General features: G+C 63.7%; 18 protein-coding genes. 8 read left to right on the top strand and 10 right to left on the bottom strand.

Features of this window, described 5'->3' with window-relative positions:
- Positions 1 to 2 precede the first annotated feature (2 nt).
- Positions 3 to 1,553, bottom strand: a complete 1,551-nt coding sequence (locus tag B116_RS0106735; RefSeq protein ID WP_027659577.1) for an MFS transporter — start codon at positions 1,551 to 1,553, stop codon at positions 3 to 5.
- Between the two features lie 363 nt (positions 1,554 to 1,916).
- Here B116_RS0106735 and B116_RS0106730 point away from each other — a divergent pair, with 363 nt between their 5' ends.
- Both B116_RS0106730 and B116_RS0106725 read left to right on the top strand, forming a co-directional pair.
- Positions 1,917 to 2,267, top strand: coding sequence for a histone-like nucleoid-structuring protein Lsr2 (locus B116_RS0106730; RefSeq protein ID WP_018721882.1), 351 nt, complete (start codon positions 1,917 to 1,919; stop codon positions 2,265 to 2,267).
- A 260-nt stretch (positions 2,268 to 2,527) separates the two neighbouring features.
- Entirely contained in the window at positions 2,528 to 3,169 is a 642-nt protein-coding gene (locus B116_RS0106725) for a GCN5 family acetyltransferase (protein WP_027659576.1), read from the top strand.
- Between the two features lie 389 nt (positions 3,170 to 3,558).
- On the opposite strand, the gene B116_RS0106720 is transcribed toward B116_RS0106725, so the two are convergent.
- A complete protein-coding gene (locus tag B116_RS0106720) occupies positions 3,559 to 4,473 on the bottom strand; it encodes a PhzF family phenazine biosynthesis protein (protein ID WP_027659575.1) in 915 nt (304 codons plus the stop codon).
- A 10-nt stretch (positions 4,474 to 4,483) separates the two neighbouring features.
- Entirely contained in the window at positions 4,484 to 4,621 is a 138-nt protein-coding gene (locus B116_RS27325; protein WP_155255721.1) for a hypothetical protein, read from the bottom strand.
- Positions 4,622 to 5,014: 393 nt separating this feature from the next.
- Between B116_RS27325 and B116_RS0106710 the strand changes: the two genes are divergently transcribed.
- Genes B116_RS0106710 through B116_RS0106690 form a run of 6 tightly spaced genes read left to right on the top strand, consistent with a single transcriptional unit; the run spans position 5,015 to position 17,233 of the window.
- Positions 5,015 to 11,176: a type I polyketide synthase gene (locus B116_RS0106710; RefSeq protein WP_033667344.1), complete on the top strand. Its 6,162-nt coding sequence runs from the start codon at positions 5,015 to 5,017 to the stop codon at positions 11,174 to 11,176.
- Entirely contained in the window at positions 11,173 to 13,032 is a 1,860-nt protein-coding gene (locus tag B116_RS0106705; protein WP_027659573.1) for a non-ribosomal peptide synthetase, read from the top strand. The genes B116_RS0106710 and B116_RS0106705 overlap by 4 nt, the downstream gene beginning before the upstream one ends.
- 47 nt (positions 13,033 to 13,079) lie before the next feature.
- Positions 13,080 to 14,873 (top strand): beta-ketoacyl synthase N-terminal-like domain-containing protein, encoded by a 1,794-nt coding sequence (locus B116_RS0106700; protein ID WP_027659572.1) that lies wholly within the window; start codon positions 13,080 to 13,082, stop codon positions 14,871 to 14,873.
- A 44-nt stretch (positions 14,874 to 14,917) separates the two neighbouring features.
- On the top strand, positions 14,918 to 16,114 hold the full coding sequence (locus B116_RS0106695) for a cytochrome P450 (RefSeq protein ID WP_223874519.1): 1,197 nt from the start codon (positions 14,918 to 14,920) through the stop codon (positions 16,112 to 16,114).
- Between the two features lie 55 nt (positions 16,115 to 16,169).
- Entirely contained in the window at positions 16,170 to 16,385 is a 216-nt protein-coding gene (locus tag B116_RS26295) for an MbtH family protein (RefSeq protein ID WP_082312746.1), read from the top strand.
- Positions 16,385 to 17,233 (top strand): alpha/beta fold hydrolase, encoded by an 849-nt coding sequence (locus tag B116_RS0106690; protein WP_027659570.1) that lies wholly within the window; start codon positions 16,385 to 16,387, stop codon positions 17,231 to 17,233. Before B116_RS26295 ends, B116_RS0106690 begins: the two co-directional genes overlap by 1 nt.
- A gap of 167 nt (positions 17,234 to 17,400) precedes the next feature.
- Here B116_RS0106690 and B116_RS0106685 read toward each other — a convergent pair whose 3' ends face one another.
- From B116_RS0106685 to B116_RS0106655, 7 genes are all read right to left on the bottom strand, one after another.
- Positions 17,401 to 18,420: a LysR family transcriptional regulator gene (locus B116_RS0106685; RefSeq protein ID WP_050565594.1), complete on the bottom strand. Its 1,020-nt coding sequence runs from the start codon at positions 18,418 to 18,420 to the stop codon at positions 17,401 to 17,403.
- Between the two features lie 728 nt (positions 18,421 to 19,148).
- Positions 19,149 to 19,982 carry a PhzF family phenazine biosynthesis protein gene (locus B116_RS0106680; protein ID WP_018721892.1) on the bottom strand — a complete coding sequence of 278 codons (834 nt, stop codon included), beginning with the start codon at positions 19,980 to 19,982 and terminating at the stop codon, positions 19,149 to 19,151.
- Positions 19,983 to 20,016: 34 nt separating this feature from the next.
- Positions 20,017 to 20,310 (bottom strand): DUF1330 domain-containing protein, encoded by a 294-nt coding sequence (locus B116_RS0106675; RefSeq protein ID WP_018721893.1) that lies wholly within the window; start codon positions 20,308 to 20,310, stop codon positions 20,017 to 20,019.
- Between the two features lie 46 nt (positions 20,311 to 20,356).
- Entirely contained in the window at positions 20,357 to 21,346 is a 990-nt protein-coding gene (locus B116_RS0106670) for an ornithine cyclodeaminase family protein (protein WP_027659569.1), read from the bottom strand.
- A gap of 781 nt (positions 21,347 to 22,127) precedes the next feature.
- Positions 22,128 to 23,090, bottom strand: a complete 963-nt coding sequence (ilvE, locus tag B116_RS0106665) for a branched-chain-amino-acid transaminase (RefSeq protein WP_018721896.1) — start codon at positions 23,088 to 23,090, stop codon at positions 22,128 to 22,130.
- Complete coding sequence (locus B116_RS0106660; RefSeq protein WP_018721897.1) at positions 23,090 to 24,505, bottom strand: phenylacetate--CoA ligase family protein; 1,416 nt, start codon at positions 24,503 to 24,505, stop codon at positions 23,090 to 23,092. Before B116_RS0106660 ends, ilvE begins: the two co-directional genes overlap by 1 nt.
- Positions 24,506 to 24,546: 41 nt before the next feature.
- Positions 24,547 to 24,843 (bottom strand): Dabb family protein, encoded by a 297-nt coding sequence (locus tag B116_RS0106655; RefSeq protein ID WP_018721898.1) that lies wholly within the window; start codon positions 24,841 to 24,843, stop codon positions 24,547 to 24,549.
- Positions 24,844 to 25,005 lie beyond the last annotated feature (162 nt).

The following is a 25,005-nucleotide window of genomic DNA, read 5'->3' as shown; positions in this document are numbered from 1 at the left end:
GGTCAGGTCTGCCGGGGTTGCCGCGGGTCGCGGCCCTTACGCTGGCGGGGCCAGATCCAGGCGGCCAGCACCGTGCCGATCACCGCGATCACACCACCGAGTACGAGGGCTGTCGACACTCCGTCCGAGAATGCCTGATGGTAGGCCTCGATCACGAGGCTCCGCTCGTTCGCGGGCAGCTTGTCGAGGACGGCGGTCGCTGTCTGGGAGTTGGTCAGCGCGTTGACGACCTGGTTGGACTCGGCTTCGGTGAGCCCGGCCGCGGTGCTCACCGGGGCGGCCTCGGCCCGACCGAAGCGGGTGGTCGCGGCGGTGAGCAGGACGACGCCGAGCGCGCCCCCCAGCATGCTGCTGGTCTTGTAGAGCCCGGACGCGGCGCCGGCGAGGGCGACCGGTGGGCCGCCGACGATGGTGTCGGCCACGGGCACGGAGAGTATGCCCAGCCCGACGCCGATGATGAGCAGGCCCAGAATCACCGCGAGTACCGACAGGGAGGGCAACAGGGCGCTGATGGCAAAGCAGCCGACGCCGACTAGGACGAGGCCCCAGATTGAGGGGGAGCGGGCGTCGTGTCGGGTGACGATCCGTGCGCCGACGGCGTTGAACACCAGGATCGTTCCGGCGGCCGGAACCAGGAGCAGGCCGGCCGCGAACGCGCTGTAGCCCCGGACGTCCTGTAGGTAGAGGGAGAGCACGAAGAGGGTGCCGGCGAAGGACATGTTCATCGTCAGGTTGACGATGAGGGCGCCGTCGAAGCTGCGGGTGCGGAACAGTCGTAGATCCACCAGCGGGTCGGTGATCCTCAACTCGACGAAGACGAACGCCACGGTGAGCGCCGCGGTGGCGACGAAGAGCGCAATGATCAGCGGATCGCTGAAGCCGACCTGTTGCCCCTCGGTCAGCGCGAAGAGCAGGCACAGTGCGGCCCCGGCCCCGGTGACCAGCCCGAACAGGTCGACCCGGCCCCGGCCCCGGTGCGCCTCGGGTGCGTGTCGTTTGGTCACGACGTACAGGACGAGGACTACCGGTGCGGTCAACCAGAACAGTGACCGCCAGCCCAGCAGCGTGGTCAGGGTTCCACCAATGGCCGGCCCGACCGCCTGCCCGGCCCAGGTCGCCGCGGCCCACGCGGCGAAGGCCGGGGGCTGTTCGGTCCGCTCGAAGAGCGCCGGGATCATCGCCAGTGTGGCGGGCAGGATGAGCGCGCTACCGGCGCCCATCAGGGCGCGGCCGGCGATGAGGCCGGCGAGGTTGGGCGTGAAGGCGGTCGCCAGGGCGGCGACACCGAAGATCACCAGACCGAGCAGCAGCATCTTTCGATGACCGTGTAGGTCGGTGAGGCGGCCGCCGGCCAGCAGGAGTGTTCCACAGGCGATGCTCAGGGCATTGTTCGCCCACTGCATATCGGTCAGGTTCACGTTCAACTCGGTGGCGATGGTCGGCAACGCCACCCCGAGGTTGGAGAACGCGAGCCACACCAGCGTGGCCGCGGTGCAGAGGCTGATCAGGGCGGCCCGTCGGGACGGCGATGACCGGCGGGACCGGGAGCGCATGACCGGACAATATAGGAAAAGATCCTATAAGGTGTCTGAAACTAGGTATCGCCTGTTAGTCCGGGTGGTGGGCCGTGTCGGTGGTCGGCCACGGTGGCTCTCTGGCGCCGAACCGCTGCGGCCGGGATCTGGCGGCGGTAGCGCGGTGTCGGCAGGGATTACGAGGTCGGCAACCCCGGCGACAAAAGTGGTCGTGACCCGCAATTGACGGTCGCTCGAACAGCCACGGCGGGTGCGGCAGCCGCTACCCACGGGAGAGATTTTGGTGGAGGAGCGAAACCCGCCTGTGGGTCCTTTAGCAACCACCCTGTCTGGATGCTAATGTCCTCATCTTCGCACTCGTGAAATGGAGTTAACCCGAGCATGGCGCGACAGGTAATCACCCAACTGATTGACGACCTAACCGGTGATGAGGCCGACCAGACGATTGAGTTCGGTCTCGACGGCAGGGCGTACACCATCGAACTATCGGATGAGAACGCATCCACGCTTCGGCAGGCGCTTGCACCCTATATCGCCGTTGGTCAGCGCGTCGGCAGGGCCAGTGGACACGGTGGGATCACGAGGGCGGTGCGGGGAGCCGCCGCGACCGCCCAGCGTTCCACCCGCGCGCGTAACGAGGAGATCCGGGAGTGGGCGCGGGCCAACGGATATCAGGTGTCGGATCGCGGGCGTATCCCGGTTGGCGTGATGGAGGCGTACGACAAGCGGTGAATGGCTGGCCGTCGGTCAGCCAGCATTGGCCACGGTTGAGCTAGCCCGACACAGCATGAAGGGCCCCGATCCGGGGCCCTTCGCTGTGTCCCGTCCGCGTTAGTCCGGGATGCGAAGCCCGGGCGTCCGACATGTGAAGCCTGTTCGTCCGGAGAAGGGGCTCTACCATCGGTTGGCGTCTCCGCGTGGGACATGCCGCCGTCGGTGGGGTCACGTGTGGTCGCCGTCGGCCCCAACCTCGGGCTCGAAAGGAACTGACCATGGGAAGTGAGCTGGCCGAGATTCTCGACGCGGTCGCTGTCGGGCGCTTTCCATCACCAGATGGCGGGACGACCGTGGTGCCGCAGCCCTCCGACCGCGATGCCGGGGTGATCGCGTTCACCGCCCACTCCGTGGTGTTCACCGACGAGGATCCGCGCTGGGTCCGTGCAACTCTGGCCGCTCTCGACTGCGACCGCCTGGCAGCCACGATGCATCCACACTTCCTGGGTGCGCTGCTCGAGCGCACCGGGCGTTCCATGGACACGATCGACCTACTGACGGTCGCGAGCCCGCTGGCAGGTGCACCCCCGCTGCAGCTCACCGAGCTCACCGACGCCGCCCATCCCCGGGTAGCCCGGGCACACCAGCACCGCGACGACGTCCAGGTCTGGGTAGCCGTTGGGGGAGTGGTCATCCTTGGCCGGGGCGTGGCAGGTCGGTGGGAAGCAGCGATCGAGGTTGACGAGGGGCGGCGGGAAGCGGGCCTCGGGCGGGCGTTGGCGAGGGCTGCTCGGCACCTGGTGCCGACCGGGCAGCCGGTCTGGGCGCAGCAGGCCGCGGGTAACGCCCGCAGCGTGCGGGCGTTCCAGGCGGCGGGGTTCCGACCGGTCGGCGCAGAAGCGCGGCTCTTCGAGAGGTAGCGACGCGCAGGACGGACGGGGGTGGCCTCGTGTCGGAGGGCACTTCCGGACACGGGCAGTCGACGCAGCGGGCGGCTGTCGCGGCTGACAGGACGATAGGTCCGCGCCCGTGTGGGCGTCCGTTGTGATCTTCGCCCTCGGTGACATAAACGACAGTGTCGTAGCTGCGAGCATTCGCGACACGGGTGTTGGCAGGGATACCGAACGTGAGCGTAAGATCGACTCTGCGCTGAGAAACGTGTGTTAGCTGCAGCCCAGCACATCGAACGCACGTTGGCAGCCAAGGTGGGTGGTGGTGGGGCGAGCGTCTGACTCGCTCTGTTCGAGCAGCTGGGCGCCGGAGCCAGGCCGCGGCGGGGGCTCGATGCACTCGGCGAGCTACCACGGATTCATGGTGCTGACCGTGGTTCCGGCGTTGCTGGGCGCCGGGCCCGAGGAGCCACGCCCGAACCGGTGGCACCGAGTGGGGCGAGGGCAACAGCGGTGCCGGTCACCGCGATCCCAGTTCCGGGTCGAGCGGGGATTCCGACGGTGAGCAGACTTGGACGGCCCATCTCCTGACCCTGGTGCACAGTCACCGTTGTGGGGGTCGTCACCAGCCCCAGTTCGCGCAGGTAGCCACCGAGCGCCGCAGCTGCCGCACCAGTGGCGGGATCCTCCACGACCCCCCCGGGTGGAAAGGGGTTCCGCACGTGGAACACCGTTGCCGATTCCCGGTGTACCAGGTTGATGGTTGTCCAGTCCCGCTCGGCCATCAGCTTGGCCAGCGCCGCCATGTCGTAGTCCAGGTCAGCCAGACGTGCTCGGCTTCCAGCGGCGACAATCGGGTGCCACGCCCCGGCGAAGGCGACCCGTGGCGGTAGCGTCGCCTCCAGGTCGCCCGATGTCCAGCGCAACGCCTCCAGTAGCGACGCAAGGTCGTCGGCGGCGATCGGTCGGGTCTGTGGTGTGACGCTGACCAACGTCGCGGTGACGACTCCCTCCGCCGAAACCGTGGTGGAAACCTCAACCGCCCCGGCGCGGGTACTCAGGTGCAACACTCCCGGGCCGTGTCGCTCGGCGTACGCGACGGCGGACGCGATGGTCGCGTGGCCGCAGAACGGGACCTCCGCTTTTGGGCTGAAATAGCGGACCACGAAATGCCCCTGATCGCCGGGCACGAGGAAAGCCGTTTCGGAGTACCCGACCTCGGCCGCTACGCGCTGCATCTCAGAGTCGTCAGCCCCGGTGGCATCCAGCACCACACCAGCTGGATTGCCGCCGCCTGGGTCAGTGGTGAACGCGGTGTACCGAAGAATTTGCATGATCAGAATTCTAAGGGATGTCTCCTAACTCGGCGAAGGCTTGCCGCTCACAGCGCTGGTGCCATCCGGCGAGGACTATGTTGTGGAGGTTGGCGATGCCAGCAGCGGTGTCGGCCAGGTGCGAGAGCGTGGCGAGGCTCCCAGTCATGGTTTCGAGCTCCTGTGAGCTGCCCGAACGGCGCCGATGACCCGACCAGTACGGTGCGGCCCAGTATCGACCGCCCCGTTCGACGTGCCAACCAAAGCCAACACGACTTCATCACCGCCGTGAACGGCAGCCTCCGAAGACGCAATGACCCCTGCGGGCACGCGCGCCCTGCGCGGGATTCGACCCCGCACGGCCTGTTGCCCGAGGTCGCGAGCGACCGGCTTGCTATCAGATTTGACGTTGCATCGCATCGACAGTGTGGATTTGATGTCGTCCTGAGGATTCCGAAATACTCGGCGCAAGGGAGACTCCGGAGTCGTAGCAGGCACTGCTTTGATCCACTTCGACTGACTGAGCCCGCTACCAATCAGCTCTCTATGCTGGGGGACGCACATGTCTGGTGAGCAAGCTGAGCACAACGTTCACGCGATAAGGGAGTTCTTGCTATCCCAGGTTGTGGACCTACTCGGTGTTCCTCGGGACTCCGTGGATCGCTCAGCCCCGTTGCATCGGTACGGCTTGGACTCGCTGAAGTCGATGAGGCTCGTCAACGCACTGGCCGAGTTTCTCGGCCGGCCCGTGCCGGTCACGCTCCCCTGGGATCACCCCACCCTGGAAGACCTATCCGTCGCTCTAGCGCGCGGGCTGCAGGACGAGGGCCATGCCAGCGTAGCGAATACACAACACCGAGCGGCGAATGCTGCGGCACCTGAACCGCTCGCGCTTGTGGGGATCGGCTGCCGGCTACCCGGGGCGGCGGACCCGGCGGCGTTCTGGCGCTTGCTTGTCAACAGGAACGACGCTGTGCGGCCGGTCCCGCAGCGTCGGCGTGACCTGCTCGGCGGGACGGAAATCGACGACGCGTCATTTCGCTGGGGCGGCTTCCTTGATGACGTCGACCTGTTCGACCCCCTATTCTTCGGCATTTCGCCGCGTGAAGCTCGGGTGATTGATCCACAGCAGCGGCTTGTTTTGGAGCTCGCCTGGGAAGCACTGGAGGACGCTGGCATTGCGCCCGGTACCCTCACCGGAAGTGACACAGGAGTCTTTGTTGGCTCCAGCTGGAGTGACTACTCAGCGCTGGCGCACCAGGCGGCACCGCACCTCGAAATCGGACCGCACGTGGCGACCGGAATGCACGACAGTATTATCGCAAACCGCGTCTCATACGCGCTCGGCCTACAGGGCCCCAGCCTGGCGGTGGACACTGCCTGTTCGTCCTCGCTGGTCGCGGTCCACCTCGCCTGCCAGTCGTTGTGGTCGGGCGAGAGTGACCTAGCCCTGGCCGGCGGTGTCACTCTTAATCTCTTCGGACCGCATTACCTGGCCATGAATGAGATAGGCGCTCTCTCGCCGGACGGCCGGTGCAAGGCCTTCGACGCGCGTGCCGACGGTATGGTGCGGGGCGAGGGAGCTGCCCTCGTCGTCGTGACGCCCCTGCGGTTGGCATTGGAACGGGGGCTACCTGTCTACTGTCTGATCCGCGGCAGTGCCGTCAACAACGACGGACTGAGCAACGGACTCACCGCCCCGAACCCCGGCGCCCAAGAAGCCCTCCTACGGTCTGCGTACCAACGGGCTGGCCTTTCGCCGTGGCTGGTGGACTACGTCGAGTGCCACGGCACAGGAACGCCGTTGGGTGACCCCATCGAGGCCAAGGCCCTGGGCGCGGTGCTCGGTCGCGACCGTGAGCCCGGTGATGAACTGCGTATCGGCTCGGTCAAAACGAACATCGGCCATCTGGAGCCGGCGGCCGGCATCGCCGGCCTCGCAAAGGTCGCCCTGGCGATCCGTAACGGCGTCCTGCCCGCCAGCCTGCACTACAGCCGGCCCAACCCTCAGGTTCCGTTCGCCGAAGGTAGCCTGCGCGTCCAGGACGCGACTACCACCTGGCAACGCCGCTCAACGCTGCGGCGCGCGGGAGTCAGTGCCTTTGGTTTCGGCGGGACGAACTGTCACCTGGTGGCCGAGGAACTACCGCAGTCCGAGGCGGCCCTACTGCTGCTAGCCGCCGATTCCGAGCAGGATCTCGCCGACCAGGTAGCAGTGCTGCGCGCCAGCCTCGCCGACGACCAGATCGACCTTGCTACGGCCTGCCGGCAAGCGCTTGACACGCTGGGCGCCGGCCGCTTTCGGTTGTCGGCCGCCGCACGCACGACAGCCGAGTTGCGAGCGCAGCTAGACGCGTACGCCAGCGGCCAGTCCTGGCCGGGACTATCAACGGGGAACGACGCTGTTCGGCGACCCCGAGTCGCCTTTCTCTGCTCCGGAACCGGCTCCCAGTGGTTCGGGATGTGTCGGCAACTTCTAGCCAGCATGCCCGCGTTCCGCCGATCACTGGTACGGGCGGCCGAGCGGATCGAACAAGTCCTCGGCGTCTCGGTGCTCGACCGGCTGTTCGACGATGAACCGCGAGCCCGACTCGACGATATGGAAGTCGTCCAGCCAATGCTGTTCTGCATTCAGGTCGCGCTGGCCGATGCGTGGCGTTCGCTCGGTGTGGAGCCCGATCTAGTAATCGGCCAGAGCGTTGGCGAGTTCGCAGCGGCCCACCTCGCAGGTGCGCTCAGCCTCGAAGACGCGGCCTTGGTCGCGGCTACCCACGCACGGCTCGTGCAGCGCTCGGCCGTAGGTCAGGGCGACAGCCTGGTCGTCGCAGCCGCCCCCGACGTTGTTGCTGGGGAGCTAGCAGCAGACGAGGGATCGCTCACGCTGGCCGGACGCCTCGGCCCCGCCTCCACCCTGGTTTCCGGGGATGCCGCCGCGATCAGCGCGTTGACCGACCGGCTCGCAGCAGCGAACATCGTCTCCCACCGGGTCCGCATGGGCTATGCAGCTCACTCGCCGTTGATGGACCCAGTGCTCAGACCACTGCGATCAGAAATCGACGGAATCGTCGCACGCCCAGCCCACTTGACAATGATCTCGACGGTCACCGGGAAAGAAGTCGACGGTGAGTCCTTGGGTCCGGACTACTGGCTGAACAACGTCCGTCAGGAAAGCCGACTCACGGCGGCCCTGGACACCATGGCGGCGTACGACGTCGACGTAGTAGTGGAGCTCAGTCCACATCCGGTGTTGCTGAAGGGAGTACGTGAAAGCCTCGACGGTGAACGGAAACGCCCGACCCGGTGCCTGGCGTCGCTGCAGCGCGGAACGGATGACGCGTGGAGCATGCTTGCCTCGTTGGGTGACCTGCACACCGCAGGTCAGGAAGTTGCCGCAGGACCGTTCCTGTACGCACCACGCGGCCGTCATGCCGAGCCTCGCGTGGCAATCGGCCCCGAGGTAGCACAGGCCGCCGAGACCCCCCTTTCGCTGCTGCCCATAACGGCTCATTCCGCAGCGGCGCTACGGGACACCTGCCGAGGACTGTCCAACCATGTCGAGCGGGATCCCACCCTGTGGGTTCCGGACTTGGCGTACACCCTGGCGACCCGGCGCACCCCACTTTCTCACCGGCTTGCCCTTGTGGTGCATGGTCGCGACGACCTGCTCGACCGACTGGCGCAAATAGCTGCTGGCAACCCGGGCCCCGGCACCGTTGAGGGCACGGTGGCTGGTGGCGGTGCCCGCCGCATAGCGTTCGTGTTTTCCGGTGCAGGCACCCACTGGGCCGGTATGGGCCGAGCCTTGATGGACCAGCATGCGGGATTCCGGGCATCGATGCACGAGTGTGACGCGGTGCTCCGCGAGCTCGTTGGCTGGTCGGTGATCGAAGAGCTCAGCCTACCGGCGGAGCAATCCCGCCTGGACGAATTTGACGTCCAGCAACCGGTGCTGTTCACGCTACAAGTCTCCCTGGCACGGCTCTGGATGGAACTCGGCGTCAAGCCAGAGGTGTTCGTTGGACACAGTCTGGGCGAGGTCGCCGCCGTTTGCGTGGCGGGTGGGCTGTCCTTGCGCGATGCCGCCCGGGTCGTCGTCGCCCGCTCCGACCTCATGCAGCATCACGCGGGGCAGGGGGCGATGACCGCGGTCGAGGCCGGACCAGAGGAAGTCGCCCCGTTCCTCGTTCCGTATGGCGGACGCGTAGCCATTGCGGCAGTCAACAGCCCCATTAGCTCCACAGTTTCCGGCCCTTCCGAGGAAGTCCGGGCCGTGGAGGCAGCGCTGAGTCGGGCCGGAATCTCCAGCCGGACCTTGCGCATCGATCGAGCAGCTCACGGCCCTGCCATGGATCCGCTGCTGGCGCCGCTGCGCGAGGCGCTAGCCGACATCGAGCCCCGCGTGTTCCAGGCCAGGCTCCACTCGACGGCGCTCGACGGTGTGATCGATCCGGTGGTGGACGCGGACTACTGGGCGCAAAACCTTCGCAATCAAGTACGCTTCGCGCCGACGGTGGCCGCTCTGGCCAGCACGGGCGTAGACACGTTTATCGAGATCAGCCCACACATGGCACTGCGTGTCGCGATCGAAGAGATCACTCAGGCGCAGGAGTCCCCTGTCCTCGTGATCGACTCCATGCGTCGCGGGCAAGATGACAATCGCGTTCTGCTGGACGCGGCAGCATCGCTGTTCGTGCGCGGAGTCCCGCTCTCGCTTGCGGCGCTCTTCTCATCGAGCGCGCAGGTTGTCGAGACGCCACTCGTGAGCTGGCAGAGGAATCCATACTGGCTGGACGGTGTACCTGACCACCCGCCGCACCCGCCTGTGGTGCCCGCTGCGGTGGCTGTCGCCGCCCAGCCCACCAGGGCCCCTGACGAAAGTACCACTGCACCGACAGCAGAAATCGCAGAAGTCGCCATCGTTTCCGAGATCGCCGAAGTGCTGGACATATCGGTTGACACCATTGCCCAGGATGCCCGGCTGCAGGACTTTGGACTCGACTCCATGCTCGCGATTCGACTGAGTAGCAAAGTAAATGCGCGGTTCGGCTGCCATGTTTCAGTGGTGGAGTTTCTCAAGAACCGGACAGTCGGAGAACTCACCGCCCGCATCGCCGCACTTGTCGGTGCGGGCGCTTCCACCGTCGGCGAGGAACACGCCCGGCCGCGGCACGTAGCCATCGCGGACGAGCTGTCCGACGCCGACGCCGAGGAACTGCTTGATGAATTGGCAGAACGTGGGCTCCTGGAACCCGCTTCCCCGCAGGCTGTCGCGGTGCAACCGCGGGAAGAGCTACGGGCGGTGCTAGAAAACACCCGATCCTTCGCACTCGCGCCGGCCGCACACGGCCAGGCCGCCATTTGGTTCATGCAGCAGCTGTCACTCGACGGCGCCGCCTACAACCTGATGTTTGGTGCCCGAGTGTTCTCGTCGATCGATGAGGACGCCCTACGTCAGGCCGTAGCCGCAGTGGTGGAGCGACATCCGGTACTGCGTACGGCCTTTGTTGAAGCCGGTGGCCGCCCCTACCAGCTAATAAAGGCGGATCCCGGATACGAGTTCGACACTGTCGACGGTACGGGGCTCGACGACGCAGCCCTGACCGACCTCTTCGCCGAATACGGCCACCGGTCCTTCGATCTTGACAATGGTCCGCTGCTTCGGCTGGTGCTGGTCAACCGTGGTGAGGCAGACCACGGCCTGCTACTGGTCATTCATCATGTGGCAGCTGACGCGGCGTCGGTGGACACCGTGGTACGCGATCTACGGGTGTTCTACGGCGAGGCACAGCGCGGAGAACTGCTCCCTCAGGGGCCGGAGAAGCCGTACACCGAGTTCGTGGAGTGGGAACGCGAGTGGCTCGGCAGTCCGGCGGCCGAGACGGCTCTGCGTTGGTGGTCGGACCAATTGGCACAGCCCCCGACGAACCTTGACCTTCCGGTCCTACCAACGCCAGATGCGGCTGCCGACCAGCGATCACCTATTGTGCGCGATGGTGCGGTGAGCTACGTGGGGGAGGACGCCACCTTCCGGTGGGACGCGACTGATGCTCGCCGGTTGAAAGACTTCGCCGCGCGTGCCGGCGTCTCGGTTAGCACCCTAGTCACGGCCGCCTTCTTCGCCACTCTGGGCCGGGTGACCGGGGAAAGCGACATCATCCTCGGCACCGCTGTGGCCCAGCGCGGCGACACGTGGCGCGAGTCCGCGGTGGGGTACTACCTCAACACCGTCCCAGTCCGCGCCCGCCCCCGTCCGGACATCACCTTTGACGCGTTGCTAGGTGAGGTTCACAACTTCGCCCTCGGCATGCTGGAACACATGAACTACCCGCTGGACCTGCTCATCTCGACGCTAAAGCCACCGCGGGAGAAAGGCCGCACACCGTTGTTCGACATCGCTATCAACTGGCTCTCGGGTAACGCATTCACGTACGTAAACACGCTGTTTCACGGTATCGGCGGGGCGGCCTGGCCTGCCGGCCCCCTACCGCTGGTCCCGCTGCCTCTCCGGCGGCACATCGCCAAGTTTGATCTGGAAATCACAATGGCCGACATCGCCGACGAGGTGGTTGGTCAGGTGCAGTTCAAATCCGCCGTCCTGGAAAGAGAGACCGTGACGACATTGTTGGAGTACTTCCATCGACTGCTGATGCAGGCGATTGACCGACCCAATGTGCCGCTGAGTGACCTCGTGTTGGACGCCTCGGGCGAGCAGGCGACGTCATGACGATCTCACCGACGCTTCACAGCGGCTTCCTCGCCCACGCAGCCAAGCATCCGGAAACGGTCGCCGTATTCTCAGCGGCCGGTGAACTCACCTACGGTCGGCTTGACCAGACCTCGGCGGCGCTGGCGGAGCGGTTGTCGGCCTTGGGCGTTGGTCCGGGCGTGCCGATCGGGGTCTGCGTCGAACGTACGCCGGACCTGCTTGTCGCCATCCTGGGGGTGCTGCGCGCAGGTGCTTGCTATCTGCCCCTCGATCCTCAATACCCAGCGAGTCACCTCGCTTTTATGGTGGCTGACAGCGAGACCCGCCTAGTCGTGACCACACGGGCCTCCAGGGACACGTGCCCGGATGGCTGCACCCCGCTCGTCCTGGAAGAAGTCGAGCTGGAAGAAGTCGAGACGGTGGCCAACCCGTCGCCGGTGGCTTCGGTTCCGGACGACTCTGCCTACGTCATCTACACCTCTGGCTCGACTGGCGTACCCAAGGGAGTGCCGATCAGGCACAGCAGCTGTGCCGCAATGCTTGGCGAAGTGGACCGAATCTTTGCGGACTGCGACATGAGTGGCATCGCCGCCGTCACCTCGGTCTGTTTCGACCTATCGGTCCTGGAGATCTTCTCAGCACTCAGCCGCGGGCGGTCGCTGGTGTTGGTCGACAGCGCCGCGCACCTTCCGGAGAGTTCCCATGCCGAGCGGGTGACACACGTCAGCACGGTCCCGTCCGCGATGACCAGCCTGCTTGACGCGCAAGCGGTTCCGGCCGGGCTGCGGACAGTGGTGCTGGGCGGTGAACCCGTACGTCGGAGCCTGGTAGACCGAATATACCGTGAGACCAACGTCGACTTCGTCTTTAACGGCTATGGCCCGACGGAAGGAACGGTCTTCTGCACCTTCAAGCTCGTATCCCCGGACGAGTCTGGCGAGCCGTCAATCGGTACACCATCCTTGACTGCTCGCGTCTATGTGCTTGACGAGGAGTTGCGGTCGTCGCCCGTCGGCGAGCCGGGTGAGCTATATCTGGGCGGCGATGGATTGACCTGGGGCTACCTCAAACGACCTGGGTTGACCGCAGAACGATTCGTACCCGACCCACAGATGGCGGGTGAGCGTATCTATCGAACCGGCGACATCGCCAGGCTAACCGAAGCCGGTGAATTCGAGTTCATCGGACGTTCCGACCACCAGGTGAAGGTTCGCGGGAAGCGCGTCGAACTAGAAGAGGTCGAGGCACGGCTGACCGACTGCCCCGAGGTGCGGATGGCAGCGGCTGTCGTGCGCGAACCGGCGGCAGATACGAGAACCCTGATCGCATATGTTGTACCGGCCGGCGCCATCGCCGACGAAAACGGACCGTGGCTCGATACCAACTTGCAGACAGTAATCAGACAAAAGCTCGGTGCCATGCTGCCTGACTACATGGTCCCCGAAACGATTGTCTTCCTACCCGCGCTCCCGCTGTCGCCAGTTGGAAAGCTGGATCGGACAGCGCTACCCAGGCCACCTGCCGTCGAGGCGATGCCCGTGGGAGACTACGCCACCACCGACACCGAACGAGCCCTTGCCGAGATCTGGGGCGCCCTGCTGGACCGGTCGCCACGATCCATCGGTATGCGTGACACACTTTACGATCTTGGTGGCAACTCTTTGCTGCTGGTGCGGCTCGCCAGGCAGATAAGTAAGCGCTTCAGCCGCAAGGTTGGAGTGGCGGATCTATTCCGGTTCCGGGACATCGACTCGCTCGCGAAATGGCTCGAGGATGAGAGCGGAAGTAGCCCGGAGGTCATCGAGCAGGCACGACGTCGCGCAAGTATAAGACGCTCGGTGGTGCGCGGCCAAAACCGATCATCGAGCACCTGACCGACCTACCGTAAACCCCATGCCTGTATTAGCTGGAGGCCATATTCATGAGTGAAGCCGTTGAGCAGAGCTACGAACCGGGCGACGTCGCCATCATCGGCGTCTCGTGCAGGTTCCCTGGTGCGCAAAATAAGGATCAGTACTGGGAGAACCTTGTCGGTGGGTGCGAAGGAATTTCTTTCTACACCAAGGATGAGATCGAGGTTGACGAGGCACTAATTAACAACCCGGCGTACATACGGGCCACCGGCGCGCTCGAGGGGTACGACCAGTTCGATCCTACCGTGTTCGGTATTGGAGATCGAATGGCAACGGCGATGACGCCGGAGAACCGGGTCTTCCTTGAGGCGTCCTGGGAAGCGATGGAGGACGCCAGCTACGATCCTGAGCGGGTCCGTGGCGAGGTAGGCGTCTACGCCTCGGCAAACCCACAGAGCGCTGCCCTCTATAGCGCGCCGCCAGACTGGGTATCGGTAGGCCCGGAGGTGATTGACCGTAGTAATGCCTGGCTACCGGACACGATTACCTCAAATGTTCTGTACTATCTTGGACTGACTGGTGAGGCGATCACCGTAACTGCGGTGTGCTCCGGCTTTCACTATGCGGTGCACCTGGCCTGCCAATCACTTTTGCTAGGTCAGACCGACATGGCCATCGCGGGAGGCGTCATGGTTCGGTTGCCTCATCGCCGTGGCTACCTGTGGGAGGAGGGGCGGATTCTCTCCCATGACGGCCATTGCCGTCCCTTCGATGCGCAAGGCACCGGATCGGTACTGGCCAGTGGAGTCGCGGCGCTCGTACTCAAGCCGCTGCGACAGGCCGTCGCTGACCGCGACCACATCTACGCAACGATCAAAGGCACGGCGATCAACAATAACGGCGTGAGTGCCATGGCGTATGGGCTTGCACAGCCCGAACGGCTCAGTGCCTGCATCGCCAGTGCGATGCAGGCTGGCGACGTAGCCCCCGACACGGTTTCCATGTACGAGGCCAATGGGTTCGGCATACCCGTTACGGACTCGCTCGAGGTGCGCGCCGCGCACCTGGCGTTCGGTAAACAGTCCGGCACCTGCTCGATCGGTTCGGTCAAAGGCAATATTGGGCATGCTGGGGTGGTCGCGGGGGGCTCCGGCGCGGTGAAAGCGGCACTCGCGCTATACCATCGAACGCTTCCGCCAACCATTAACCTGACCGAGATCAACGAAGAACTCGACTTCCCACGCACCCCCTTCTTCCCGCAGCTGGAGCTCGCCGCATGGGAGCCGGAGTGCGGTATCCGGCGCGCCGGCGTCACCGCGATAGGTGGCGGCGGATACAATGCGCACCTGGTTTTCGAGGAACCGCCAGCCATGGCCGAGCGGCCAAAAGAGGCTAAGCGGCCTCGACTTATCACGCTCTCCGCATTCGATGACGAAGGGGTGGCCCGCCAACGGGCGGCTCTGTCGTCTTGGCTCGCAGAGAATCCCGACGCTCGGCTCGATGACATGGCCTTTAGCCTCAACCTTGGACGAAAGGCGCTGTCGTCCCGTTGGGCGGCCGTAGTCAGCACCCGTGACGAACTGCGCGACGTGTTGTCGGATGAAGGTAGGGGCGGGCAGGTGGTCACCTCCGGCCAGACGGGTCGCGTCGACCTGGCGCGCTTTCGACGTACCGAGGATGGGCTCGCTCTCCACCGCAGCGATGAGATGCGCGATGTTCAGGCGCTAACCGAACTTGCTGCAGCATGGGTGCAGGGGGAACGCGTGAACTTTGAGTTGTTGCACGCCGACGAACGCAGCCACCGTATTTCTTTGCCCAGCTACCCGTTCGCGCGCCGACGGTTCTGGCGCGCCGACTGGTGACCGCCGCCGATCCAGGTCGTGTGGGTCAAGATGGGAGCCCGACCTTGACCCGCACTATCGACCTAGCCGACCCCGCCACCTTTGCCACCCATGATTTGACCAATTTCTGGCAGCGGCTGCGGGACGAAGAGCCGATCTACTGGAACCCGCCGACAGGCGGTCGTCGAGGCTTCTGGGTGCTGTCCCGGCACGCAGACATTCTCGAGGTATACCGTGACGACATCAACTTCACCTCGGAGCGCGGCAATGTGCTCGTGACGTTGCTGGCAGGCGGCGACGCGGGCGCTGGCCGGATGCTGGCCGTCACCGATGGGCCACGCCATGCGGAGTTGCGCAAGCTGCTCTTACGAGCACTAGGGCCGCGAGTGCTCGGGCCGGTCTGTAGCGCTGTGCGGACTAACACTCGGCAGATGATCGGGGAAGCAGCGGCCAGTGGGGAATGTGACTTTGCAACCGACGTTGCCAGTCGCATTCCTATGATTACGATCTCAAACTTACTGGGGGTTCCTGAGGCGGACCGCGCAGCTCTATTGAAAATGACGAAGACGGCGCTCAGTGCTGACGACGAGAGTGTTAGTGAGACAGAGTCCGAGGTGGCGCGTAGCGAGATTCTGCTCTACTTCCAAGACCTCGTGGAATTCCGGCGAAAGAAGCCTGGCGAGGACGTTGTTAGTATGCTGGTGAACAGCTCAATCGATGGGGTTCCCCTCTCGGATGACGACGTCGTGCTTAACTGCTACAGCCTGATCATCGGTGGCGATGAAACTAGTCGACTAACTATGATAGATAGCATCTACACCCTAGCTGCGAACCCCGAGCAGTGGATGCGGCTCAAGGGTGGACGATGCGATATCGATAAGGCGGTAGACGAGGTGCTGCGCTGGGCCTCTCCGTCAATGCACTTTGGACGAACTGCGGTGCGGGAAACTGATATCCACGGAGAGTGGATTCGTGTTGATGACATTGTGACCCTGTGGCACGCCTCCGGTAATCGTGATGAGCGGGCCTTCAGCCAGCCAGAAGTGTTTGATCTGGGACGCGCCCCTAACCGGCATCTTTCGTTCGGTCATGGGCCGCACTACTGCATCGGTTCCTACCTTGCCAAGGTCGAGATATCGGAGCTGTTGATGGCCCTGAGAGATCTGACTCGTGGCTTCGAGATAATTGGCGAGCCACAACGTATCCGGTCGAACCTTCTTACTGGCTTCTCCACTATGCCAGTCCGTTTCGTATCTGCTTGAACTGGTCGTATCTGCTTGAACTGGACTCACACGCGACGCACTAGAAGGGTAGAGAATGATTGGCAACCCCTTCGATCGGGGCGACGGTAGGTGGCAGGTCGTAGTTAACGACGTAGGTCAGCACGCTCTGTGGCGGCCCTTTTTGGAGGTGCCGACCGGCTGGCGAGTTGTCCTGCATGACGCCGACCGCGACGCAGCCCTTGACTACGTTGAGCGAAATTGGATTGATCTGCAGCCTGCGGGTCCCAGCAAACGGAGAGAAGTGAGGTAGTGCCTATCGCGCTAGTCAACGACATCAGGTTGCACTACGAGGTATTCGGCGCTGGCGAACCCGTCGTGCTGGTCAGCGCTGCAGGCGCCTCCGGACGGTCCTGGCTGATCCATCAGGTGCCGGCGCTGCTGGAGAGCGGCTATCAAGTCTGTGTCTATGACAGCCGAGGTATTCCGCCCAGCGATGAATGCCTCGGCGGCTTCGCCATCGAGGACCTGGTGTCCGACCTCGTAGCGCTGCTGGAGTTCCTAGACTTCGGCCCGGCTCGCCTTGTCGGCACCTCGATGGGTGCATACGTGGTGCAGGAGCTAGCCCTGCGACGGCCGGAGCTGGTGCGGCAGGCGGTGTTGATGGCCTGCCGGGCCCGTTCCGACATGTTGCGGACGCAGTTGGCGCGTTCCGAGATCGAGTTAGCGGAATCTGGGGTGACGCTGCCGCCCTCGTACCGCGCCGTCGTTCGTGCCCTGCAGATGCTCTCACCACGTTCGATGGAGGACCAGGCCGCAATCAGCGACTGGCTGGCGCTGCTGGAACTCGCCCCGCCCGACGGAGCGGGAGTACGGCATCAGTTAGCCCTCCAGCCGATGCCGGACCGCCGTGCTGCCTACGCTGACATCATGGTGCCTTGTCACGTGGTGTCGTTTGCCCATGACTTGGTCGCCCCGCCCATGTACGGCGAGGAACTGGCCGAATGTATCCCCGATGCTACCTTCGACCTGGTCGGTGATGCCGGACATTTTGGCTATCTGGAGCGACCCGAGGTGGTTAACCGAATCATCACCCAGTATTTCGCGAGCAACGACGCCTCGGGTGCCAGGGGAGACACCGGTATGAGGAGGGCGCCATAGGCAGTCGGCTTACGCTGCGCTGAGTGCTGCAATGGCACTAATCTGGGTTGTCGTCGCTGGGAATGGCTTTGCTGTGCTTGTCGCTGCCGCTGGCCGGCAGCGGAAATACGGCCAGGCGACAACGGGATCGTGGGTGGGGTGACGACTCGGAATAGATATCAACCCGGTCAGGCCGGCATTGCCTGACTTGGCCTGCCTGAAGGTCTCGTTGGCGGTGGACCGGGTAGATTGAAGCTGCGTGCCTCATCCGACGTCCCGGTCGTCGTGTATACGCTGTTAATTGCGTGGTAGAGTAGGCAAACAAATGATTCTGCACGGCTACTGAGAGTCAGGCCGGGTATCGTTGCCACACCCACCCAGGATGCGCACGGGCGTTCGGAGACGATGTCGAGCCAGACGTTGTCCGGCCCGCATGTGTTCTGGCTTCTTGTAGTCCGGCACATCAGGGAAAAGCCCTCGCAGACGCCAATGAGACCCAGCATTGTGGCGATGCTCGATGTCAATAGTACCTCCGGCATGGAGGTATCGGCATCGGCAAAGAGCCGTGCATGGTTGTCCATACCGATCTGGTATCCAGCATCCAGGTCGGCCACCAAGAGGCGCCGGGTGGCCAACTGTCGAAGCGTCGCACGCCCTACGGACGCTAGCGGATCGGCCTGTGAGACGACCGCTGACATGACTACCTTCGCCAGTCGGGTGAACGAGAGTGCCTGGCCGGGCAACTCCGAGGTTACGGCGAGTTCGCACGTGCCTAAACGCAGCAGTTCGCGAACATCGTCAATCGTTCCCTCATGAATGGTGACCGCCAACCCCGGGCTCACCTCCTTCACTAGCCGTAGCACGGCGGGCACCAGATTGGGTGCGACCGAGCGGAGAACGGCCACATGGAGCATGCCGCTGGTCTCGCCCTGCCATCCCCGGCTGCGGTTGAGCATTTCCTGAGCCTGCGCCAGCAGTGCTTTCGCATCATCGAACAGGACACGGCCACTGGGAGTAAGGCTGACCCCCTTGGTTCGGTGCCGAAAGAACAGCGTGGTGTCGAGGTGTTTCTCTAAGCGCTGGATTGCCATCGACACGGCCGATTGCGAAGCATGCAGTTGCTGCGCTGCGATGGAGATGTTGCCCATCTCGGCGGAAGTAACGAAGTACCGGAGCTGGGCCAGGCTGAAGTCCGCGTGATCGGCCACTGTAACCTCCACCGCGTCAAACAGCGACGCTGTAGTCGAATCTCCCGTGCGCGGGGTTCCGGACGTTGGCACCTCCCCCGCGAACGAGGTGCCTTGTTCTATTTCATTTCGCTTTAAGCCAGCAAGATATCAGTCTTTTTCAAAGTTCAGATAGGTCTGTAATGAGCTAAGGCATCAGTGTGTATGCCCACACTTAGCTAAGTCTGCCAAGTGGTGCACCAGTCAGGGTCCTTTCGCGGGGCGGCTTTGATCGAACCCTTCAGGGGTGATAGAAAGATGTCAAAGAGTTAAGGGCTGAGCACTGACTGTCACTATTAGACATGGTGGCTGTATACACGTCAAGGCGCGATAATCCCGACTTGCTTCAGGGCTAGCCCATTTGAGGCCCGTAGGACCGAAACCTGCGGTGGCGGGGCCTGGCCAGGTCGTGATGATGTACGGCTTGATCCGCTTGGTGCAGATGTATCCGCGCTAGCTCGATTTTCACCCGGTGCAGTATGGCCTGGATTGTTCAAGGTAGTTCGCTTTCGTGCCGCTGGCGTTCGGCTGTTGCTGGTGGTGGTAGCGATGTGGACGTCGTGACGGGCGGCTCGGTGGCGTTTGGGGCGCCCGGATGTCGTCCGGGGCCGGGCCGCCCTGAGATTCGATGCGGCGGGCGGGTCGCCGGCTTTGGTGCGTAGGTGCCGAAACGCACGGCGGACGTGGATAGGTGAGAGTCGGTCGGGTGGTTACAGGTCGACCATTCCACGGATGCAGGTCGCGCTCCGTCCCCCCACCCATACGGCGTTGCCCTCCGCACTCACGGTCAGTACGCCGCGACGCCCCACCCGCGAGCCCTGCCCCGCTCGGTAGCTACTTGGTGCGGTGCCGGTGCCGATTAGCCACTGTGCGATGCCGGCGTTGAGGCTTCCAGTGACCGGATCCTCCCGCACGCCGGCGGGTGCGGCGAACGCGCGTACCTCGAACTGCAGCGGCGACCCCGCGGGATATGCGCCTACGACGCCGAGCATGAGATCACGCATCTGCTGTTCATCGGGGTCGACCGCAAGTACTTCGTCCGCCGACGCGAGCCGCACTGCTGCCCAGCCCGGGCCGTTGTCCACCCAACCGTGCGCGACGACTTGCTCAGGGCTAATCCGGAGAGCACGCACGATGTGGTCGAGGTGATCGGGGTCGAGCGGGCCGGCACGCCGTAGGGCTGGGGCGGCAAAGCTCAGGCCGGTGACGGTACGGCGGACCGTCACCGATCCGAGGCCGCACTCCTGCACCAGCACGTCGGAGTTGGGACTACCACCTGCTTCCAGCCACGCGTGTGCTGATCCCAGCGTCGGGTGTCCCGCGAAGGGAATCTCGCCACCCGGTGTGAAAATACGTAGGCGATAGTCGGCTATGACCGATGGAAGGACGAAGGTCGTTTCAGACAGGTTCGTCCATCTTGCGAACTGCGCCATGTCCTCCTCGCTAATTCCATCGCCGTCAAGCACCACCGCGACCGGGTTGCCGAGGTATGCCTCCTCCGCGAATACATCCACTTGAACGAAGCGCCGCCGCGATACGGCCATAGCGGTGTTCCTTTCCATTATGACCCCGGGGCGCCTAGACCGCCTGGCCCTCGAGGAGGATCAGGTCCATGTGTGTCTGGGCGCGCAGGGGCACGATCTCGCGGTACTCAGGGGAGTGGTACCACCGGCGAGCTTGCTCGGCCGAGGGGAAGCCCATCACCGAGAGGTGATCCGGTTGCCAGGCTCCCTCAAGTACGTCGAAATTCCCGTTTCGGATGACAAACCAGCCGCCATACAGGGCGAGCGTCGAACCCACCCTTTCCCGGTACTCGGCCATAGCCTCAGGGTCGCCGACTGCCCCGACATTGCCGATTAGAAGAGCCGTCATGGTGGTGACTCCGTTCTCGTTCATGGTGATGACGGGATGAGCGGACTCAGCCGAAAATGTCGATCTCGGCGCCGACGCCTTGGCGCTGGGCAGCCCGTACGAGGGCGAAACCCGACGCGACATCCTGGGCCGCCATACCCAACGACTTGTAGAGGGTTCGTTCGTCGCGGCCGGTGCGGCCCGGATGCAGGCCGAGAAGCACTTCTCCGATCTCGGGGAAGGACCGGTCACTTGGGATTAGTTGCTCCACAATCGGCATGCTGATCTCCGAGGACTCCCGCATGGCGGCTTCGCGGCTGTCGACGAAGATGGAGCACGATGCCACCGCCTCCGAGTCGAGCTCTCGCTTACCGGGCACCGATGAGCCGACGGCGTTAACGTGGCAACCAGGGGAAATGTCGGCTGCGGTAACCACCGGATCGCTGCAGCCTAGGGTGGTGCACACGAGGTCCGCGTCCCGCAGCGCAGCGGCCGGCGTCGGCATCAACTCGACGTCGACCTCTACCTGGGAACTGGCCCAGGCCCGAAACTGCTCGGCGTGGGCGGGAGTACGGTTCCACACTCGGATCCGGCGCAGCGTCCGGATCCGGTTAATCGCCACCAGGTGACTGCGGGCCTGCGTTCCGGTACCCAGCAGGGCCAGGTCCCCGGCCTCGGGCCGGGCAAGCGCATCGGTTGCTACGGCGGAAGCTGCGGCCGTCCGCAGAGCCGTGACCGCTGCGGCGTCGATGAGGGCCAGCGGTATTCCGGTGTCGGGGTGGAAGACGAGGATCGCACCCACGTGCGACGCGAGGCCGCGCTCCACGTTGTTGGGCACGTGCAGTACGGCCTTGAGTCCGTAGCCTGAGTCGACCTCGCCGGTGACATGACAGGGCATTGACGCGAAGAGTGACGCGTCGTTGGCGTAGCCCAGGACCGTACGCACCGGTTGCACCACGCCACCGCCGCTGTACCGACGCATGACCTCCGCGACGACCTGGTATGCGTCAGCCGGCGAATATAGCTCTAGCACTTGTTTGCCATTCAGTAGCAGCATCGACTTGCTCCTAACAGGTTCGGGGAGTGAACCATCCGGCAAACTCCTGGTGGGTAGATAGATAGCGGTGCGCGCTCGTGCTCCCGGACGTGGAGTCCGGGTGTAGGCTCGCGTCCCGGGTAATCGGGATTTCAGACTGCTCCGTTCGACTCTGTATCTGACGTGGCTAAGTCCGATCGGACGAACACTGACCAAACCATGCGGATGAATCTTGTACGGGTGATGAACTCCAGGCCGTACCTCTGTGCGGCGGGTGCGGTGGTGAGTGCCAGGTCAACCCGCCCCTCCGCAGCGGCGAGTGCGGCCGCGCTGGTCGAGTCCGTGGGCACCACCACATGGGTATCGGAGCCGGATAGCAGTTGTCCGATGATGGGTACGGGTGACGGGTGACTCGCGATGGTGGGTGACGGCGGTGGGGTCCCGGCGCCGCGCGGCTTCGCGATACCGTACATTGGGGTGTCTAGGACGAACACCATGGATAATTGCAGGTCTGGGTCCATGTAGAATTCGTGTACGGCTTTGTATGCGTTGGCCACGACTAGATGTGTTACCAGCCGTGCTCGAAGCGCGACACCGGCCTTTTCGTAAGTGTCGTAGAGGCGTACTCGGGGCGACCCGCTGTCGGCCTTTCCGGAGTCAAGTTCTCCAAATCTGCTGGCTAGCGTTTTCGCGGCCAGCTCACTACTTGTGCCGGGTGGGCCCAACGTGCCCATTGTGGGGGTTTCCACCATACGGGTGGGCATGAGGGTGAGGAAACAGGGTAGCGACGTCGTTTGCATGGTCACGGTGTCTCCATGACGGAAGTGAGCCAGTCCGCGTGCGTACCGCCTGGCATAGTTGTCACGGCCGCATACAGCGCATTGATCTCTGCGGTTACTGGACCGATCGCACCGGTGCCGATGTCACGTCCTGCTACGGCGAGGACGGGCACTATTCCTTTTCCGGTTGAGCAGAGAAACACCTCATCCGCGGAAAACAGGTCAGCCGGGCTGACAGGCTGCTCGGTAATGGGCAGGCCCGCTTCACGGGCGAGGGTGAGTAGTGTGTCCCTGGTGATGCCGGGCAGCAGGTCTCCGGTCGTCGGGGGAGTAACCAGCTGGCCATTGCGGACTATGAAGAGGTTGGCGGTTGTCGCCTCAGCCACGTTGCCCGAGTGGTCGAGCAAGATGGCGTCGTCCTGTCCCGCAGCGCGCGCCTCGTCGCTGGCGAGCGCACCGGTCACATAGCCTCCGGTGATCTTTGCCTGCGCAGGCAAAGTGTCACGTGGCGGTCGCCGCCAGGAGCTGATGCCACACCGGGAGCCCTGGCCGAGCCGCTGAGCCGGTAGGGAGTAGGTGATGATCGACATCGCGTCCGACAGTCCGTTCAGGAATACGCCGGGTGGCATCCCCGGTAGCAGGGAGAGCTTGTAGGCCACCGGACGTACGTACGCGTCCTCACCATGAGCATTGCGTCGCAGCAGCTCGACGGTGAGGTCAACTAGTTCGCCGGGCTTTCCCGGCAGCGGAATCCGAAGCAGCCGGCAGCTGCGAAGCATGCGCTCGTAGTGGTCGTGTGCGCGGAACAGAAACAGGCCGCGAGCGCTACGGTATGCCCGAATACCCTCGAATATGCCAATCCCGTAATGCAGGGCCTGTGTGCTGAGCGGCAGCCGTGCCCCGGACGCCGGTACGAACTCGCCGCGATCGTAGGCCCAGTGTCCGAGCCGCAGTCCGGACGACGCTGCAGGTTCCCGGACCGCCATCACGACCTCGATGCCGCGATGTTCTTGGCCGCTTCGTCCTCGTCCGACTGGTTGGTCCGCAGGTCGATCACACGGGCAGCCTTCCAACTCACCATTGCGCCGGTACCGGTGATCGCACCCGGCGTGCCGAAGCGGACAGTCAACGGGGTGTCAAGTTCTTCGAGGCACTGCTGCACAGCACCCTCGACGCTCGGAAAGCCGGTGGTTGGGTCGGACCGTAGCAATAGCGCAACGCGGTCCACGCCAGCCTCGTCGCGCTCGATAGTGATTTGGTAGTCGCAGAAGCCACGGAATTGGCCGAGCAAAAGGTCCTCAAAGTCGTATCCGCTGACGGTGTGTCCGTTGAGAGTGAGCCGATCGTGAACTCGGCCGACGGCTTCCACCGACGGTGCGGGAACGGCGGCGGATCTGTCGGGTTGAGTCATCCGGACCAAGTCCCCCGTGCGGTATCTAATAAGGGGCTTCGCCCCCGTGTAGAGGTTGGTAACGACGAGTTCCCCGTAGCATCGGCCGCTATCGTCGAAGTCGACCGGTTCCTCGGTGTCAGGATCGATGACCTCGTAGAGGTTGATTAACGGTGCGGTTCGGAGTCGACCGTCCGAAGCTGCTGCTGCCAGCACGGAGGCCTCCTGTGAGGCATAGAGAACATTATGTACCTCGGCGTTCCAGAGCAGGCCGATATTGGCCAGTAGGCTAGGGGAGAGCAACTCTCCGGTGAGCAGCAGCAGGTCAAGGGAGAAGTCAAGACGTGGCCGCAGTCCGGCATCGATCGCTCGCTGTGCCAGATGCATGGCCATACCAGGCGTGCAAAACAGGCCGGTCAGTGGTAGGTGGCGCATCAGTTCCAGGGCCCGGTCGAACCCGACCATCGGCGAGTGCGGCCACATCTTGACGACAGTGTGGCCCAAGTTCCGGCACACATCGCCAAAGGTATCGCCGGTAGAGTGCAACTCACTCGGGCCGGAGATGCCGATGACCTGGCCGTCGCCATGCGCGCTGAAGATGTCGCGATAATACGCCGTGAGAATAGTGTTGTTGTTCAAAGAATCTATATTGGTGCGAGGGCAAGGTGTTGAGACTCCGGTGGTGCCGGTGGTTTCGTAGAAGATCCATGCTTCAGAGAGTGGCCGTGACAACAGGTTGAACTGTTCCCGCCGCAGGTCATCCTTCGTCGTGAACGGGAGGTTGCGCAGGTTAGCGGGTTGTAGAGCTGCGATCGCCTGGTCGGTTAATCCGGCCAGGCGCTCCCGGTAGAATGGGGAGTTGTCGCGGGCGAATGCGACCACCTCACGTAGTTTATGGGTCTGATGTGCTGTCAGCTTCGCCGTATCCCACTTACCTGCGATAAAGGCGTCGACTTGGTCGCGCAGCTCAACGGTGAGAGCGGCAGATTCCGGGTAGTACTGAGTGAACATTTCGATCCCCCTGTGCCAGGTCCTTTGATGGCGTGTCTGGTTCAGTGGTCTTCGAGGTCGGCTACTATCCAGTCAGAAATTAATTTCCACTTCTCGATGGCGAGTTGATGGAATGCGTTTTCCTGGTACCGCTGCAGTGCTGGTAGATCGGCCAGCACGCCGATGGCGGCGAAGTCGTAGGAGATGTCCCGGTCGACCGTGTTCCAGCCCGCGCGCCAGTCGACGAGTTCGGGTACCTGGCGGCCAACCTCATGGGCGTGCTCCACCGCCTCAGTGACTTGCTGGGAGTCGCGATCTACGCCGTCTTTGAGCTTGAAGAGTACGATGTGTGTGATCATTAACCCTTTCCCCAAACTGGCCGCTTGTGAACTGTCGAAAGGGCGTGGCGGCCTCAGTCGTGAATCTTCAGAAGTCATTATGCCGGATGATGGGTGATTAATTTATGAAGATTTCTGATGCCCTCTATCGAGCGAACTGATGATGTGAATGGGTTTACTAAA

It is taken from the genome of Salinispora fenicalii, assembly GCF_000514815.1.
Taxonomy (GTDB): domain Bacteria; phylum Actinomycetota; class Actinomycetes; order Mycobacteriales; family Micromonosporaceae; genus Micromonospora; species Micromonospora fenicalii.
This window is presented reverse-complemented; position numbering and strand designations above follow the sequence as displayed.

What these genes read in the sequence shown, in the direction of transcription:
- B116_RS0106735 (WP_027659577.1), bottom strand. Translation starts at nt 1,553, where the DNA reads ATGCGCTCCCGGTCCCGCCGGTCATCGCCGTCCCGACGGGCCGCCCTG.
- B116_RS0106730 (WP_018721882.1), top strand. Translation starts at nt 1,917, where the DNA reads ATGGCGCGACAGGTAATCACCCAACTGATTGACGACCTAACCGGTGAT.
- B116_RS0106725 (WP_027659576.1), top strand. Translation starts at nt 2,528, where the DNA reads ATGGGAAGTGAGCTGGCCGAGATTCTCGACGCGGTCGCTGTCGGGCGC.
- B116_RS0106720 (WP_027659575.1), bottom strand. Translation starts at nt 4,473, where the DNA reads ATGCAAATTCTTCGGTACACCGCGTTCACCACTGACCCAGGCGGCGGC.
- B116_RS27325 (WP_155255721.1), bottom strand. Translation starts at nt 4,621, where the DNA reads ATGACTGGGAGCCTCGCCACGCTCTCGCACCTGGCCGACACCGCTGCT.
- B116_RS0106710 (WP_033667344.1), top strand. Translation starts at nt 5,015, where the DNA reads ATGTCTGGTGAGCAAGCTGAGCACAACGTTCACGCGATAAGGGAGTTC.
- B116_RS0106705 (WP_027659573.1), top strand. Translation starts at nt 11,173, where the DNA reads ATGACGATCTCACCGACGCTTCACAGCGGCTTCCTCGCCCACGCAGCC.
- B116_RS0106700 (WP_027659572.1), top strand. Translation starts at nt 13,080, where the DNA reads ATGAGTGAAGCCGTTGAGCAGAGCTACGAACCGGGCGACGTCGCCATC.
- B116_RS26295 (WP_082312746.1), top strand. Translation starts at nt 16,170, where the DNA reads ATGATTGGCAACCCCTTCGATCGGGGCGACGGTAGGTGGCAGGTCGTA.
- B116_RS0106680 (WP_018721892.1), bottom strand. Translation starts at nt 19,982, where the DNA reads ATGGCCGTATCGCGGCGGCGCTTCGTTCAAGTGGATGTATTCGCGGAG.
- B116_RS0106675 (WP_018721893.1), bottom strand. Translation starts at nt 20,310, where the DNA reads ATGACGGCTCTTCTAATCGGCAATGTCGGGGCAGTCGGCGACCCTGAG.
- B116_RS0106670 (WP_027659569.1), bottom strand. Translation starts at nt 21,346, where the DNA reads ATGCTGCTACTGAATGGCAAACAAGTGCTAGAGCTATATTCGCCGGCT.
- ilvE (WP_018721896.1), bottom strand. Translation starts at nt 23,090, where the DNA reads ATGGCGGTCCGGGAACCTGCAGCGTCGTCCGGACTGCGGCTCGGACAC.
- B116_RS0106660 (WP_018721897.1), bottom strand. Translation starts at nt 24,505, where the DNA reads ATGTTCACTCAGTACTACCCGGAATCTGCCGCTCTCACCGTTGAGCTG.
- B116_RS0106655 (WP_018721898.1), bottom strand. Translation starts at nt 24,843, where the DNA reads ATGATCACACACATCGTACTCTTCAAGCTCAAAGACGGCGTAGATCGC.